This is a genomic window from Mycobacterium sp. ACS1612 (assembly GCF_001667505.1).
Lineage (GTDB): Bacteria > Actinomycetota > Actinomycetes > Mycobacteriales > Mycobacteriaceae > Mycobacterium.
The window spans coordinates 14,948-30,231 of the sequence record NZ_LZHZ01000044.1; the positions used below are offsets into that span (position 1 = coordinate 14,948).

The 15,284-nt window shown below is 65.8% G+C and carries 14 protein-coding genes and 1 other RNA gene; 9 read left to right on the top strand and 6 right to left on the bottom strand.

The window, feature by feature from the left end; all coding sequences use genetic code 11:
* The first annotated feature begins 30 nt into the window (after positions 1 to 30).
* Complete coding sequence (locus tag A5724_RS18020) at positions 31 to 1,305, top strand: aspartate aminotransferase family protein (RefSeq protein ID WP_067804811.1); 1,275 nt, start codon at positions 31 to 33, stop codon at positions 1,303 to 1,305.
* A gap of 23 nt (positions 1,306 to 1,328) precedes the next feature.
* Here the strand turns inward: A5724_RS18020 and A5724_RS18025 are convergent, their stop codons facing one another.
* From A5724_RS18025 to A5724_RS18035, 3 genes are all read right to left on the bottom strand, one after another.
* Positions 1,329 to 2,858, bottom strand: a complete 1,530-nt coding sequence (locus tag A5724_RS18025) for an alpha/beta hydrolase (protein ID WP_067804817.1) — start codon at positions 2,856 to 2,858, stop codon at positions 1,329 to 1,331.
* A 67-nt stretch (positions 2,859 to 2,925) separates the two neighbouring features.
* Complete coding sequence (locus A5724_RS18030; protein ID WP_067804820.1) at positions 2,926 to 4,437, bottom strand: alpha/beta hydrolase; 1,512 nt, start codon at positions 4,435 to 4,437, stop codon at positions 2,926 to 2,928.
* A 56-nt stretch (positions 4,438 to 4,493) separates the two neighbouring features.
* Positions 4,494 to 5,885, bottom strand: a complete 1,392-nt coding sequence (locus A5724_RS18035) for a wax ester/triacylglycerol synthase family O-acyltransferase (RefSeq protein WP_067804849.1) — start codon at positions 5,883 to 5,885, stop codon at positions 4,494 to 4,496.
* Positions 5,886 to 6,043: 158 nt separating this feature from the next.
* On the opposite strand from A5724_RS18035, the gene panB reads away from it, so the two are divergent.
* A complete protein-coding gene (gene panB, locus A5724_RS18040; RefSeq protein WP_067804823.1) occupies positions 6,044 to 6,907 on the top strand; it encodes a 3-methyl-2-oxobutanoate hydroxymethyltransferase in 864 nt (287 codons plus the stop codon).
* On the opposite strand, the gene A5724_RS18045 is transcribed toward panB, so the two are convergent.
* The gene (locus A5724_RS18045) at positions 6,904 to 7,683 is read right to left on the bottom strand and encodes an enoyl-CoA hydratase/isomerase family protein (RefSeq protein WP_067804826.1); all 780 of its coding nucleotides are present in this window, start codon (positions 7,681 to 7,683) and stop codon (positions 6,904 to 6,906) included. The genes panB and A5724_RS18045 overlap by 4 nt on opposite strands.
* Positions 7,680 to 8,348, bottom strand: coding sequence for a TetR/AcrR family transcriptional regulator (locus A5724_RS18050; protein ID WP_067804829.1), 669 nt, complete (start codon positions 8,346 to 8,348; stop codon positions 7,680 to 7,682). Before A5724_RS18050 ends, A5724_RS18045 begins: the two co-directional genes overlap by 4 nt.
* A gap of 150 nt (positions 8,349 to 8,498) precedes the next feature.
* Here A5724_RS18050 and A5724_RS18055 point away from each other — a divergent pair, with 150 nt between their 5' ends.
* Genes A5724_RS18055 through A5724_RS18070 form a run of 4 tightly spaced genes read left to right on the top strand, consistent with a single transcriptional unit; the run spans position 8,499 to position 13,385 of the window.
* Positions 8,499 to 9,251, top strand: coding sequence for a DUF1989 domain-containing protein (locus A5724_RS18055; RefSeq protein WP_067804831.1), 753 nt, complete (start codon positions 8,499 to 8,501; stop codon positions 9,249 to 9,251).
* Complete coding sequence (locus A5724_RS18060) at positions 9,248 to 9,880, top strand: urea amidolyase associated protein UAAP2 (RefSeq protein WP_067804833.1); 633 nt, start codon at positions 9,248 to 9,250, stop codon at positions 9,878 to 9,880. Before A5724_RS18055 ends, A5724_RS18060 begins: the two co-directional genes overlap by 4 nt.
* Positions 9,877 to 11,871, top strand: a complete 1,995-nt coding sequence (locus tag A5724_RS18065) for a 5-oxoprolinase/urea amidolyase family protein (protein WP_067804836.1) — start codon at positions 9,877 to 9,879, stop codon at positions 11,869 to 11,871. Before A5724_RS18060 ends, A5724_RS18065 begins: the two co-directional genes overlap by 4 nt.
* Before the next feature lie 35 nt (positions 11,872 to 11,906).
* Positions 11,907 to 13,385 (top strand): CYTH and CHAD domain-containing protein, encoded by a 1,479-nt coding sequence (locus A5724_RS18070; RefSeq protein WP_067804852.1) that lies wholly within the window; start codon positions 11,907 to 11,909, stop codon positions 13,383 to 13,385.
* Between the two features lie 5 nt (positions 13,386 to 13,390).
* On the opposite strand, the gene rnpB is transcribed toward A5724_RS18070, so the two are convergent.
* Positions 13,391 to 13,795, bottom strand: an RNA gene (rnpB, locus tag A5724_RS18075) — RNase P RNA component class A.
* A 19-nt stretch (positions 13,796 to 13,814) separates the two neighbouring features.
* Between rnpB and A5724_RS18080 the strand changes: the two genes are divergently transcribed.
* The 3 genes from A5724_RS18080 to A5724_RS18090 are packed head-to-tail and all read left to right on the top strand — an operon-like array spanning position 13,815 to position 15,231.
* Positions 13,815 to 14,267, top strand: coding sequence for a helix-turn-helix domain-containing protein (locus A5724_RS18080; protein WP_067804839.1), 453 nt, complete (start codon positions 13,815 to 13,817; stop codon positions 14,265 to 14,267).
* A 10-nt stretch (positions 14,268 to 14,277) separates the two neighbouring features.
* Entirely contained in the window at positions 14,278 to 14,715 is a 438-nt protein-coding gene (locus A5724_RS18085) for a VOC family protein (protein WP_067804842.1), read from the top strand.
* Positions 14,716 to 15,231 (top strand): isoprenylcysteine carboxylmethyltransferase family protein, encoded by a 516-nt coding sequence (locus A5724_RS18090; protein WP_067804844.1) that lies wholly within the window; start codon positions 14,716 to 14,718, stop codon positions 15,229 to 15,231. It abuts the gene before it with no gap.
* The last annotated feature ends 53 nt before the right edge of the window (positions 15,232 to 15,284 follow it).

Consider the following 15,284-nt stretch of genomic DNA (forward strand, 5'->3'; position numbering starts at 1 on the left):
ATTATAGAATAGCGATCGTTATATAACCGTATGGACTCTGACTACCTCTTTTCGACACCCGAACGCGCCACGCTGGCTGCGGATGAACGCGGCGAGGACTTTTACGCCTACGTGGCTCAGACCTGGGAGCACGCCCAGGCGTTCCCGATCAAAGGCGCGACCCAGGTGCATCTCACCGACCAGTCCGACAACCGCTACCTCGACTTCACGTCGGGTATCAGTGTGATGAATCTGGGTTTGCGTCCGTCAAAGGTCATCACGGCCATCAAAGAACAACTCGACGTATACACCCACACCATGATCTACGGCGAACACATGCATGACAGCCAAATCCGATATGCGAAGGCGTTATCGCAGCGGTTTCCACCGGGTGCGAACGGTTCACCGCAGCAGGTCTTCTTCGTCAACTCGGGCACTGAAGCAATCGACCTTGCCCTCAAGATCTCGCGCAGGGTCAGCGGCAAAAAGCCGATGGTGGCACTCGAGAACGGCTTCCACGGCCGGGGATACGGCTCGATGGCGGTGTCGTGGCGCGACGAATACAAGAGTGGATTCTTCGTCGACGACTCGACGACTTTCCTCGATCCAAATGTCTCTCCTGGCCGGTGGGCTGACCCGCAAAACTGGGCGCAGTTCGGTGGATTTGTTCTCGAACTTGTACAAGGTGAAGCCGGTTGCATCCCGCTCGATGTCGAGTGGGTCCGCTCCGTCGTAGCCGCGGCCCAATCTGCGAACGTTCCTGTCATCATCGATGAGATCCAAACCGGATACGGCCGAACCGGCACATTCAGCGCGCAAGAACAGTACGGCATCCACCCCGACATCACCTGTCTGGGCAAGGCCGGAGGGGGCGGATTACCTTTCGGCGCCGTTGTTTCCAGCGTCGACAACTTCCGCGCACTCCAGACGCCCCCGTTGTCGCACATCTCGACCTTCGGTGGTAACGCCGTGGTCATGGCTGCCGGTTGCGCCGTGATGGACTCGATGACCGACGAACTGTTTATCCATGTGCAACGCATGGGTAATCTGCTACGTACTCGTATCGGCGAACTCGTCGAGCGTTACCCCTCGATCATCAGCGGCGTCCGCGGCCGCGGACTGATGAACGGCCTACTGCTTGCCAACTCCGAACTGAGCGCGCCCTTTCACCAGGCTTGTAAGCAGCGCGGCCTCATGCTGTTCTTCAAGCTCAACGCGGAGAACGTCTTGCGTATGTCGCCCGCGCTGATCATCTCTTCCGAACAGATCAACGAAGCGGTGACGATCATGGACCAGGCCTGTCAGGACCTCGCACGTCGCACATGATGAATGGCGGCGACAGGCCACCGCTAGCAGCGCAGGCCGTCCGCAGGCACCACCGCGTCGATGAGATAGTTGACCACCGCGGTGTCGACGCATTCGTCGCCGTTGAACACGACGGTGTGCTGGGTTCCGTCGAAGGTGATCAGCGGGGCTCCCATCTGACGGGCGAGGTCGACGCCCGCCTGATACGGGGTTGCCGGGTCATGCGTGGTCGACACGACGACCACCTTCCCCGGCCCCGGCGAGGTGGCCGGGTGCGGCGTCGACGTCGGCGGCACCGGCCACATCGCGCACAGGTCGCGCGGGGCGAACCCGGTGTACGTGCCGTACTGCATGAACGGCGCGACTTCGCGGATCTGCCGGTCGGCGTCGGCCCACACCGCGGGATCGGTCGGATACGGCGTATCGACGCAGCGGATCGCCGCGAATGCGTCCTGGAGGTTCTTGTAGTGACCCGATTCGTTGCGATGCTGGTAGTCGTCGGCCAGCAGCAGCAGGTCGCCGGCATCGGTGCCGCGCTGCAGGCCCAGCAGACCGCTGGTCAGATACGGCCAGAAGCGCCGCGTGTAGAGCGCGTTGACGGTGCCCGTCATCGCGTCCTGATAGCTCAGCCCGCGCGGGTCCGACGTCCACCCCGGCCTTGTCACCAGCGGGTCAACCAGTTCGTGGAAGCGGTCGACGAACTTCGCCGGGTCGGTGCCGAGCGGACACCCGGTCGACTGTGCGCAGTCGGCGGCGTAGTCGTTGAAAGCTGTTTGGAAACCAGCCATTTGGCGGATGCTGTTGGCGATGGGGTCGAGGCTCGGGTCGACGGCGCCGTCGAGCACCATCGCCCGGATCCGGTCAGGGTACTGCTCGGCGTACGTCGCACCGAGGTCGGTGCCGTACGAGAATCCGAGGTAATTGATCTGGTTCTCGCCGAGTGCGGTGCGCACCACTTCCATATCGCGCGCCGACGAGGCGGTCCCGATGTTGGCCAGGAAATCCGCACCCATCCGCGCCAGGCAGTTGTCCGCGAGTTGGGCGTACAGCGCTTCGATCTGGGCCACGCCCTGTGGGCTGTAATCAGCCATCGGCTCACGCCGCCACGCATCGAATTCTTCGTCGGTGCGGCAACGCAATTCTGGTGTCGAATGCCCGACACCGCGAGGGTCGATGCCGACCAGATCGAACCGTCGCGTGATGTCGGTATTGGCCAGCGATGCACCCATGCCTGCGACGGTGTCGACCGCCGACGCGCCCGGTCCGCCGGGGTTGACCACCAGAACGCCGATCCGGTCACCGGCCGCGGGGATCCGGATCACCGCCAATTGCGCTTGTGCGCCTTCGGGTTTCGCGTAGTCGACAGGCACCGACACCGTGCCGCACTGCGCGGTCGGGATGGCGGAGACGTCGCCGACGAACCTGCCACAGCTTCCCCACAGCGGCGGTTGGCCGTACCGCTGGACGGACTCGCCCTCCGGTGACGCCCATGCAGCGGGGCACGCGATCGCCGAAGCCAGGAAGATCGCGAGCAGCATCGAACTCAGCCTGCCCACCCGCCACATGGCCAACATGTTCGCACGGGGGACGGGCGCGGGTCTGCGCCTGGAATACAAAGGTGACCTTGCTGTTATCGCGCAGCTAGCAGCGCGTGTTCGGCGGCGGCACAACAACGTCGACCAGATAGCGCGCCGCGATGTCGTCGACGCAGGCGTTGCCCTGGAACACCACGGTGTGCTGGGTGCCGTCGAACGTCAGCAGGGTGCCGCCGAGTTGATGGGCCAGGTCCACCCCAGCCTGATACGGGGTGGCCGGATCGTTGGTCGTTGACACCACCAGGATCGGCGGCAGGCCGCTCACGTTGATCTGGTGTTGGTCGCCGGTTGCGGGAATCGGCCAGAACGCGCAAGCGTCAAGAGGCGCAAGGCCGGTGAACTGGCCGTAGCTCATGAACGGTGCCGCCTCGCGGGTACGACGGTCCTCGTCGACCACCTTGGCGCGGTCGGTGATGTGCGGTTTGTCCATGCAATTGACCGCAACCCGTACATCGGTCGAGTTGTTGTAGTGACCCCGCGGATCGCGACCCATGTACAGGTCGGCCATGGCGAGCATGGTGTCGCCCTCGCCGTCCTTCAATTCGGACAGCGCCTGGGTGAGATGACGCCACAGGTTGGGCGAGTACAGCGGCAGGATGGTCCCGACGATCGCGTCGCTGTAGCTGAGCCCGCGCGGATCCCTGGTCTTGGCGGGATGCTGAACCAGCGGTTCGACGAGACTCTTGTACACGTCGACCGCCTTGCTCGGGTCGGTGCCCAGCGGGCAGTCCGGGCTGTTGGCGCAGTCGGCGGCGTAATTGTCGAACGCCTTCTGGAACGCGGCGGCCTGACGGATCTCCTCCTCGATCTGGTCCGCGTTGGGATCGACGGCGCCGTCGAGGATCATCGCGCGGACCTTGTCGGGATACGCCTCGGCATACAGCGCCCCGATGCGGGTGCCGTACGAGTAGCCCAGATACGTCAGCTTGTCGTCGCCGAGGGCGACGCGGATCGCTTCCAGGTCCTTGGCCACGTTGGCCGTTCCTAGATTCGCGAGGAATTCGGTACCCATCTTGTCCACACACCGCTGGACGAAGGCCTTGTTCTCCTTCTCGATGTGGTCGACGCCCGCCTGGGTGTACTCCACGATCGGGTCGGCGCGCAGTCGGTCGTTGTCCGCATCGGAGTTGCACCACGCCGCGGGGGTGGAGTTGGCGACGCCGCGCGGGTCGAAGCCGACGAGGTCGAAGCGCTGGCGCACCGAGTCCGGCAGCGTCGACGCCATCGTCGCGGCGGCCTCGACGCCGGATTCGCCGGGACCGCCGGGATTGATCACCAGCGAGCCGATCTTCTGACCGGTCGCGTTGAACCGGATCATCGCGATCTGGGCGACGTCGCCGTCGGGTTTGGCGTAGTCGACGGGCACAGACAACATGCCGCATTCGGCGCCTGCGGGGATGCGGGCGGTCTCAGAGGCAGCGGCGGCCTTACACGGGCCCCACTGGATCGGGGTGCCCGGCCTGGGCGCCGCGATGACGGCCCGCCCGTCGACCATGTTGCTGCACCCGCCGAGCAACAGGGCAGCGATGGTCGCAAGGACCCCGATCTTGAGGCTCATGGCTCAACATGCTGCCATGACAACCTATCGACCCTGGAGACGGCCGGTTTTGGTGGCTATCTCGTGGCGTCCAGTAACTCGGCCAGCGCCACTTCGAAGTCGTCGGCCATGTCCCACAGGTCGGGCAGCAACTCGGGGCAGGAGACGATCCCGACGTCGAGCTTGCCGGTCAGGGACATCACGGTGATGTTCAGTCCCGAGCCGTGGAAGATCGGGCCGAGCGGATACATGGCCTTGACTTCACTGCCGAGGAAGTACAGCGGCACCTGCGGGCCCGGCACGTTCGAGATGACCAGGTTGTGCACCGGGCGTGCCTCGGTCAGCCGACTGCTCGCGTAGACGCGCATCGCGATCCCGAACACAGCGGGCGCGGCGAACTGCGTCCAATCTTGAAGCAGAGTCGCGCCGATCGCCGAACTGTGTTGTTTGGCAACGGAATTCGATTCAGCGATGGACTTCAGCCGCTCGGCTGGGTCCTCTATGTGCGTTTCCAGTCTGGAGAACATCCCCGACACCTGGTTGCGGCCGGGCCGGTCGGACTTCTCGTGCACCGACACCGGAACCATCGCGACCAACGAATTGTCGGGCAGTTCGCCACGGTCGGCGAGGAACTTGCGAAGCACCCCGGACACCAACGCCATCACGACGTCGTTGACCTTGACGCCGAAGTGGTTCTTCACCGTTTTGATGTCCTCGAGGTCCAGTTGGGCGAACGCCACGTTGCGGTGGCCGGTGAGGTTGGCGTTGAACGCGGTCTTGGGCGCGGCGAACGGCGCGGCCATGGTCAGCCCGCTGCGAGCCCGCTTGACGGTGTCGACCACCGAGGACACCGTCGTCGGCACCACATTCACCAGGCGCAACGGCCGGGTGACGAACTTGACCGCGCCGCTGACCGCGATCTCCAGGCTGGAGGCGCCGCCGACGCCCTCGACCGGCTCGGGCGCGGGCGCGTCCGGTTCGGTGCTGCAGAGCTGCGACATCAGGTTGGCGCCGGTGACGCCGTCGACACCCGCGTGGTGCACCTTGGTCATCACCGCGAGCCGTCCGCCGGCGTGCGCGTCGGTGCCGGCGATGTTCTCGATCACCCAGGTCTCCCACAGCGGCCTGCTGCGGTCCAACGGCAGCGACGCGATGTGGCCGCAGATCTCGGCCAGCTCATGTCGGCCGCCTGGCGCGGGCAGACCGATGCGGTGCAGGTGCCGGTCGACGTCAAAATCCTTGTCATCCACCCACACTGGATGATCCGGGTTGAACCGGCTGTCGGCGAGCTTCTCGCGGAATTGCGGCATCGCCTTGATGCGCAGATTGAGTGCGTCGCGCAGTCGATCGAAGGTATATCCGCCCGGCATGGTGGACGTGTCCAATTCCAGGATCGAACACACATGCAAGGGCTGTTTGGCGGTTTCGAGGTACAGGAAGCTGGCGTCGAGTCCGCTGAGCCGTTGCATGCCGCCGAGCTTATGCGTGGCCGCGGTCACTGTGAGGAAATCCACTTAACGTGGCTTTTAACTTTCGGACACGCAGGTGGCAGACTTATAAACGTCAGACGAACCCGGGGACCCACAGGGCCACGAGGATCGACCCGACGAACCTACGAGGGACAACGATGTCTGAGCAGACTGTTTACGGTGCTGCCGATTCCAAACCGCGCGTCACCGCTCAATCGTCCGCCCCGCGGACGAAGGTGCGCACCCATCACCTTCAGAAGTGGAAGTCAGAAGGCCACAAGTGGGCCATGCTCACCGCCTACGACTACTCCACCGCCCGCGTCTTCGACGAGGCCGAGATCCCAGTGCTGCTCGTCGGCGACTCCGCCGCCAATGTGGTCTACGGCTACGACACCACGGTGCCGGTGACCATCGACGAACTCATTCCGCTGGTGCGCGGCGTGGTGCGGGGCGCTCCGCACGCGCTGGTGGTCGCGGATCTGCCGTTCGGCAGCTACGAGGCGGGCCCGCAGCAAGCGCTGGCCACCGCCACCCGGTTCCTCAAGGAGACCGGCGCGCACGCGGTCAAGCTGGAGGGCGGCGAACGGGTTGCCGACCAGATCGCGACGCTGACGCAGGCCGGTATCCCTGTGGTGGCCCACATCGGGTTCACCCCGCAGAGCGTGAATGGGCTCGGCGGATTCCGGGTGCAAGGCCGCGGCGATGCCGCAGAGCAGACCATCCACGACGCGATCGCGGTGCAGGAAGCCGGCGCCATCGCCGTCGTGCTGGAGATGGTGCCCGCCGAACTGGCCACCCAGATCACCGGCAAGCTGACCATCCCGACAGTCGGTATCGGCGCAGGACCCAACTGCGATGCGCAGGTGCTGGTTTGGCAGGACATGGCAGGCATGACCAGCGGCAAGACCGCCAAGTTCGTCAAGCGCTTCGCTGACGTCGGCGGCCAATTGCGCAGTGCCGCAGTGCAATACGCCGTCGAGGTGGCCAGCGGAGCGTTCCCCGCCGAGGAGCACTCCTTCTAGGCGAACTTGGCCTTCCGCTTCTCGAGGAACGCGTCGATGCCCTCGCGGCCATCGTCGGAATCCGCCAGCAGCGCGATCAGGCGGCCTTCGAGTTCCATCTGCTCCTCGAGTCCGTTGCAGAACGTCGAGAGCATCAAGAACTTCACGCCGCCGTTGGATTTGCTTGCGGTGGCGGCCATTTGCTCCGCAAGCTGGTTCGTGCGCGCTGCCAGTTCAGCATCGGGAACCACCTCGGTGACCAGTCCCCACTGCGACGCTTCCGGTGCGCTCAGCGTGCGGTTGGTCAGCATCAACTCCTTGGTCCGCGTGATGCCGATGAGCCGGGGCAGGTAGTACGACGAACTGCCGTCCGGACTCAGGCCGGCGCGGGTGTAGGCCATGGTGAACGACGCGGACTCGGCGGCCAGCACCAGGTCTGCGGTGACCGCGAGCGAGAAACCCGCGCCTGCGGCAACGCCGTTGACCGAGGTGATCACCACCGCGTCCATCCTGGCGAACGTGGAGATCGCGCGGTGCAGGTCGTCTGCGACACCCTTGATGAACGGCCCCCGCGTCTCGGCGGCCGCGAATGACTTCAAATCGCCTCCGGCACAGAAGAATCGGCCCTCGCCGGTGATCACCACGACCTTGGTTGCAGCGTTGTCACACCGCTTGGCGGCGTCCGCAAGTTCGCGAGTCATGGTGTCGTTCATGCCGTTTGCGGCGTCGGGCCGGTTCAGCGTGATCCGTGCGACGGGCCCGGCCTGCTCGAATGCGATGGTCTGGTATTCGGTCACACCTGGACTGTATCGGCAAACCCCAACCGCGCCGCCGTCAGCTTGCGCAGTTCTCCGAAATCACCGGCGAACCCGAGCGTCCGCAAGGCGCCCTCGGCGATCACCCATGGTTGCTCCGGCGGGCAGTCGGCGTCGTCGGAGCGCCGGTTGATCACCGACTCGACCAGTCGAAACGGCAGCTCCTCGGCGTCGGCAGGACCGTCGCACTCGGTGATCGCCTCGGCGGACAGGCTGCGATAGCGGCCGCGCAGTTCGGCGCGGCGCAACCGAAACTGTTCGAATCGGTCCCGGCGAAGTTCAGGCAGCAGATACAGCGCGCCAAGATTCCATCGACTGGCGCACAGTTGGGTGACGTCGAAGACCACCAGCGCGTGCAGACGCCGCGCGGCGGGGCCTTGCTCGCGAAGAAGGTCACCGGCCAGTCGCAGGGGCGCGTCGATCGTGCCGGTGAGTAGCGCGTCGAGAATATCGTCCTTGGTGGCGAAGTGGTGATACAGCGATGCTTGCCGGACACCGACGGCGTCGGCGATGCGGCGGGTCGAGGTGCTGGCATAACCGAGGTCGGTGAACAGTTCGGCCGCGGCGTCCAGTATTTCCTCGCGGGCGCTGTTGCCGGGTCTGCGGGACTGCTCGAGCCTCGGGCGGCCACGACCATCGGAGCGCATGGCGTCATTGTGGCACCGCGTCATACAGCGCGCGCTAATACCTGTCACACGACAGAAATACAGTCAACGCACTCGTAACAACCGCGATACGCGGGCGGAATGGCTGCGCTGAAAACTTTCAACTGACAGTTATTCGGACAGGAGCCGACCTTGAGTACCGACTCGACGACCGGAGCGCGTGATCACGCCCGGTCTCAGGTGCGCACCGCCACCATGCGGGTGCCCGCCACGCCGCCCGACGTCGACCCGTCGCATCTGCTGTGGGCCGAGGCCATTCCGCCGGGCTCGTATGCGACCAGGGTGCTAGGCCGCGGCACCCGGTTGCGGTTGGTGGATCCCGACGGCGGCGCCTGTGCTCATCTGCTGCTGTTTCGTTCCGACGCGTCGTGGGAGCGACTCAACGTTGCCGACACTGTCAAGGTGCCGTGGCAGGCCTACCTCGGCGCGGGCCATCCACTGCTGTCCGATCAGGGCCGGGTGCTGGCCACCGTGGTCGCGGACACCTCCGGTCGGCACGACACGCTGTGCGGGATGACCGAGGCGGGACAGGCCAAGATGCTGCTGGCCGCCATCAAACACGGCCTCGATGTCCGCGACGTCGCGCCGTCGGTGTCGTTCTTCAAGGGTGTACGCGTCGGTGACGACGGCGCATTGGGGTTCACCGGTTCGGCGGGTCCCGGCGCGGCGGTCGATCTGCTGATCCACCTGCCGGTGGTGGTCGCGCTGGTCAACACCGCTCACCCGCTTGACCCCGAACCGGCGCTCACCGATCTGGATGTGTTGGCGTGGCGCGCAGGCGAACAACTCGGCACCCCCGTCAACGATGATCCCGAATATCTGCGCGCCCTGTTCAACACCGAAAGCACTTGGGCCGCAGCGCAAACCAGTGAGGGTACGAAATGACCACCACAGAGCGGATCATCGTCACCGACCACGTCGTCGGTGCCTGCGCGCCATGGTCGGCGATCGTGCGGGCAGGCCAGACATTGCAGATCATCGACATGGAAGGCAATCAGGCGGTCGACACGCTGTTCTACGGCGTGTCGGATGAGCAGGTGGACCGCGCGCTTCGGTACAGCGCACAGGCCACCATCGCCGCGCAGCGCAACATCTTCTTGACCACCGGTTCGGTGCTCCGCGCCACGAACGGCACGCCGTTGATGACGATCGTCGCCGACGACGTCGGCAACCACGACACGATCGGCGGCGCATGCTCAAAGGAGTCCAACACGCTGCGCTACGGCCACCACACCGTGCACCAACACGCTTGTGTCGAAAACTTTTTGGCCGAAGGCGCCAAGTGGGATCTCGGCAAACGCGACATCGTGTCGAACATCAACTTCTTCATGAATGTGCCGGTCGAGTCCGACGGCACGCTCGGCATTGTCGACGGACTGTCCGCGCCGGGCAAGTCGCTGACGTTGCGCGCCGAGCGCGACACGCTGGTGCTGGTGTCGAACTGCCCGCAGATCAACAACCCGTGCAACGGATTCAACCCGACTCCGGTCCGGATGATGATCTCGGCACAATGACTGGCATCGAGGTGGTGCGGCCCGGATTGCTGACCACCGTCCAGGACTGGCCCGGCCGCATCGGGTACTGGCATGTCGGCGTTCCGCCGTCCGGTCCGATGGACGACCTGTCGTTCCGTATCGGCAACCGCGTGCTCGGCAACCCGCAGGGCGCAGCGGGGCTGGAATGCACGAGAAGCGGTCCTGCCCTTCGGTTTCCGGACGGCGGGCGGGTATGTGTGACCGGTGCGCCCGTGGCCGTGACGTTGGACGGGATGGCCGTGCCGCAATGGCAGTCGATCACGGTGCCCGCGGGTGCGGTGCTCGACGTCGCATCGTTGACCGGTCCTGGCATGCGCTGCTACGTCCTGATCGCCGGGGGTCTGCAGGAGACTGAATTTCTTGGTAGCGCAGCGACGTTCACGCTCGGCACGTTCGGCGGGCACCGCGGTAGGCCGCTGCGGAAAGGCGATGTGCTGACGGCAGGGCCCGACCAGGCACCATCCAACGCCCGTCCTGCGAGAGCCACCATCGACGAGCAACCGAGCATCGGTCACCGGTGGGAGATCGCGGTGACCGAAGGCCCGCACGCTGCGCCCGAGTTCTTCACCCGCGCCGATATCGAAACGCTTTTCAGCACCGACTACTCGGTACATTTCAACTCCGATCGCACTGGTGTCCGGTTGGAGGGCCCTAAGCCGCAGTGGGCGCGAAACGACGGCGGTGAGGCGGGTTTGCATCCGTCGAACATCCACGACAACGCCTACTGCGTAGGCAGTTTGGATTTCACCGGCGACACCCCGATCCTGCTCGGACCCGACGGGCCGAGTCTCGGTGGGTTCGTCTGCCCGGTCACCGTGGTCAGCGGCGACCGGTGGAAGCTCGGCCAGATGGCGCCGGGTGACGCGGTGCGGTTCGTCGCGGTCCGCGCGGACCGGGCACCGTCGCTGCGCACCATCGACGCCGACCGGCGCGCGTCGTTTCCGTTGGTGATCTCGACGTCCAGCGACGCCGACAACGGTGTGCTCGGCCGCTACTCCGCGTCAGACGGCACCGATGTGACGCTGCGCCGCACCGGCGACGGCGGAGTACTGGTGGAGTACGGACCGATGATGCTCGACCTCGCAATGCGGGCCAGGGTGCATGTGCTCTACGAGCACCTCCTCGGCCAGGCCGTCCCCGGCATCACCGAACTCACGCCCGGCGTGCGTTCACTGCAGGTGCAGTTCGATCCCGCGGTGCTGTCGATCGCTGAAATCACGGATCTGCTGCAGGGTTTCGACGCCGACCTACCGCCGTCCGATCAGCTCATCGTGCCAAGTCGCACCGTGCGGTTGCCGCTGTCATGGGATGACCCGGCCACCCACGAGGCCATCCAGCGCTACATGCACGGCGTGCGGGCCGATGCGCCGTGGTGCCCGTGGAACATCGAGTTCATCCGTCGGATGAACGGTCTCGACGACGTCGCGCAGGTGCACGACATCGTGTTCGACGCCGAGTATCTGGTCCTCGGACTCGGCGATGTGTACCTCGGCGCACCCGTCGCGACTTCCCTGGATCCGCGGCACCGGCTCGTCACCACGAAGTACAACCCGGCGCGCACCTGGACGCCGGAGAACGCCGTGGGCATCGGCGGCGCGTATCTGTGCATCTACGGCATGGAGGGTCCCGGCGGTTATCAGTTCGTCGGCCGCACCACGCAGGTGTGGAATCACCGCCACCCCGGCGACGCCCGTGCGTTCGAGCCCGGAACACCATGGCTGCTCCGGTATTTCGACCGGATCAGCTTCTACCCGGTTAGCGCCGACGAGTTGCTGCACCTGCGCGCCGAGATGGCCGCCGGGCGAGGCGACGTCGCGATCGACGACGGCAAGTTCTCTCTCGCCGACTACCGGGGCTTCCTCGCCGACAACGACGACAGCATCGCCGCGTTCCGCCAGCAGCAAGCGGTCGCGTTCGCCGAGGAACGACGAGCCTGGGATGTGGCCGGGGAGTTTCGCCGGGCGTCCTGAGGTTCGCCGGGCATGTATGGCACGCTGTGAGCACCATGTCGAAATCGGGTGAGCAGGCGAAATCCAGGCATCTGGAGGTCGAGCGCAAGTTCGAGGTGTTCGAGTCGACCGTGAGCCCGTCGTTCGACGGGTTGTCGTCCGTCGCGCGTGTGGAGCGCCAACCGGCACAGCAACTCGACGCCGTTTACTTCGACACGCCCGCCCACGATCTGGCCGCCCGCCGCGTCACGTTGCGTCGCCGCACCGGAGGATCCGACGCCGGTTGGCATCTGAAGTTGCCTGCGGGGCCGGACGCCAGGACCGAGGTGCGGATGCCGCTCGGCGATGGCGACGACGACAGCGTGCCGAGCGACTTGCTGGACGTCGTGTTGGCCATCGTGCGTGATCGTCCGGTGCGGCCCGTCGCGCGCATCTCGACGCGTCGCGCGGTCGACATGCTCTACGGCGCCGACGGTCGCCCGGTGGCGGAGTTCTGCGATGACGACGTGGTGGCGCGCGCCGAGGACGACGAATCCGAGCAGCGGTGGCGCGAATGGGAGTTGGAACTCGCCGAGGGCGCCGATCGCGGTCTGCTGGACCGGTTGGCGAACCGCTTGCTCGACGCGGGCGCTGTGCCCGCCGGACACGGTTCGAAGTTGGCGCGGGTGCTCGAGGACCCCGAAGCCGCCGCGCCGCCTGCCGACCCTGTGCACAGGGCGGTGGCCGAGCAGGTGGAGCAACTAGTGGTGTGGGACCGCGCGGTGCGGGCCGACGTGTACGACGCTGTGCATCAGATGCGCGTGACCACGCGCAAGATCCGCAGCCTGCTGCAGGGCTCGGAGGATGCGTTCGGCATCTCCGACGACGCCTGGGTTCTGGACGAGTTACGGCAATTGGCAGCGATTCTGGGTGTCGCCCGTGACGCCGAAGTGCTTGCCGAGCGGTATGAGAAGGCGCTGGACGAACTGCCGGAGGATCTGGTACGCGGCCCGGCGCGGGAGCGGTTGGTCGACGGCGCCAAAAAGCAGTACAAGTCGGGCCTGCGCCGGTCGTTGATCGCGATGCGGTCCGAGCGCTACTTCCGGCTTCTGGATGCGTTGGAAGGTCTGGTGGCCGCGGAGCCCCCGCCGGCCGCTCCCGGCAGCGAACCGGCGGCGCTGACGATCGATTCGGCCTACCGGCGGGTGCGCAAGGCGGCGAAGCATGCGGCCGCCGCCGCCGACGAAGACCGCGACGAGGCGCTGCACCGAATCCGCAAGGGCGCCAAGCGACTTCGGTACACGGCGGCGGCCACCGGCAAGGACAAGGTGTCGACGCGCGCCAAGACCATCCAGACGCTGCTCGGCGACCACCAGGACAGCGTGGTCAGCCGTGCGCATCTGAGCCGTCAGGCCGAGGCCGCCCACGCGGCGGGCGAGGACACTTTCACCTACGGGCTGCTCTACCAAATGGAGGGCGAACTGGCGCAGCGGTCTCGCGCGCAACTGGACAAGGCGCTGCGCAAGCTCGAACGGTCGGTGCGCAAGTCGCACTGAGCGGGCGGATGAGTTGGCCTGTAAGCCGGATTCTGTCCCTCGCCGCCGTCTGTTAAACGGCGGCGAGGCGGCGACCATCCATCTGGACACACCGTTGCCGGGTGCCTCGAGCGGCCTACCCGCAGGCTCGGGCGAGCAACCCTCGGGCGCCTGCGCGACCACACCAGGTGCGGTCTTCTTGGCCTTGCTTCGGGTGGGGTTTGCCTAGCCATTCCGGTCACCCGGAATGCTGGTGCGCTCTTACCGCACCGTTTCACCCTTACCACCGTTACCGGTGGCGGTCTGTTTTCTGTGGCACTTTCCCGCGAGTCACCTCGGATTGCCGTTAGCAATCACCCTGCTCTGTGAAGTCCGGACTTTCCTCAAGTCCACCGGGAACCGGTAGGACCTGCGGCCGCCCAGCCAACTCATCCGCTCCATAATGATCGCATGTCGCAGGTTCCGCCCGTCCGCTATCTGCAGCGCGCGAAGGATCTGGTCGACGCCCGCTACGCCGAGGCCATCACCGTCGACGACCTGGCCGCCGCGGCCGGACTGTCACGAGCCCACTTCAGCAGGATGTTCACCAAGGCGTTTGGAGAATCGCCGCGGTCCTATCTGCAGTCGCGGCGCCTCGAACGGGCCGCGGCACTGCTGCGCTACACCGACCGCTCGGTGGCCGACATCTGCGTGATGGTGGGACTACAAAGCGTCGGATCGTTCACCACCAGTTTCGCCCGGGTCTACGGACTACCGCCGGCCGCCTATCGGGCCAGCATGCCGCCCGCCGCGATCTACGCCCGCGTGCCGAGCTGCATCCTGCGCCGCGACACCCGCCGACCCGCCGACAGCCGCGTCAAGACAGCACACGGGAAGAAGACGGGCGACGGGGACCGACCGTAGCGTCGAGGCCATGATGAAAATTGGCAGCGCCCATCTGTGGGTGCACGATCAGGAAGCCGCACTGAAATTCTGGACCGACCTGGTCGGGATGGAAGTGCGTCAGGATGTGTCCTTCCCCGAGGAAATGGGCGACTTCCGTTGGCTCACAGTCGGTCCGCCCGGCCAGGACGACGTCAGCCTGGTCTTGATGGCCGTGCCGGGCCAGCCGGTGATGGACGCGATCACCCGCCAACAAGTGCTCGACCTGACGGCCAAGGGATTCGCGGGCACGGTCTTCCTCACGACCGACGACATCCAGCGCGACTACGACGAAATGACCTCCCGCGGCGTCGAGTTCACCGAGCCGCCACACCAGATGCCCTACGGAATCGACTCCGGATTCCGCGATCCCTCGGGAAACAGCGTGCGACTGACCCAATTGGCGCCACCCCCGGCCAATACTGTGTAGGTGCGCACCTCGACCGCAGCGGTTGGCTCGGCGGCTTTCTTCGTGGCGGCCCCAGGCACCTTCGCGGGACTGGGCCCATGGCTGATCACCCGATGGGAGATTCCGGGGTCCAGTCCCCCGCTGCGAGTGGCGCTCGGGGTGGCGTTGATCGTGCTCGGCCTCATCCCGCCGGTGCACGCCTTCGTCGAGTTCGCCAAGGCCGGTGGCACGCCGATGCCGGCCGCGCCGCCGGAACAGCTTGTCGTGTCGGGGTTCAACCGATTCGTGCGCAACCCGATGTACGTCGGACTGCTCACGGTGATCCTTGGCCAGGCACTGCTTTTCGACAGCCCGTGGCTGGTGCTCTACGCCGTCATCGGCTGGATCGCGACGGCGTCATTCGTGCACTGGTACGAAGAACCGACCCTCCTGAAGTCGTTCGGCGAGCAATACGAGGAGTACCGCCGCAATGTGCCTGCCTGGGCCCCACGCCTGACGCCGTGGAACCCGGCGCCTCAGAAGGGTGGTGGTTCGTAGTTTTGGGCGAGCCAGGCTTGGCGTTGGCGTTCTTCTTCGGCGATGAGTTCGCT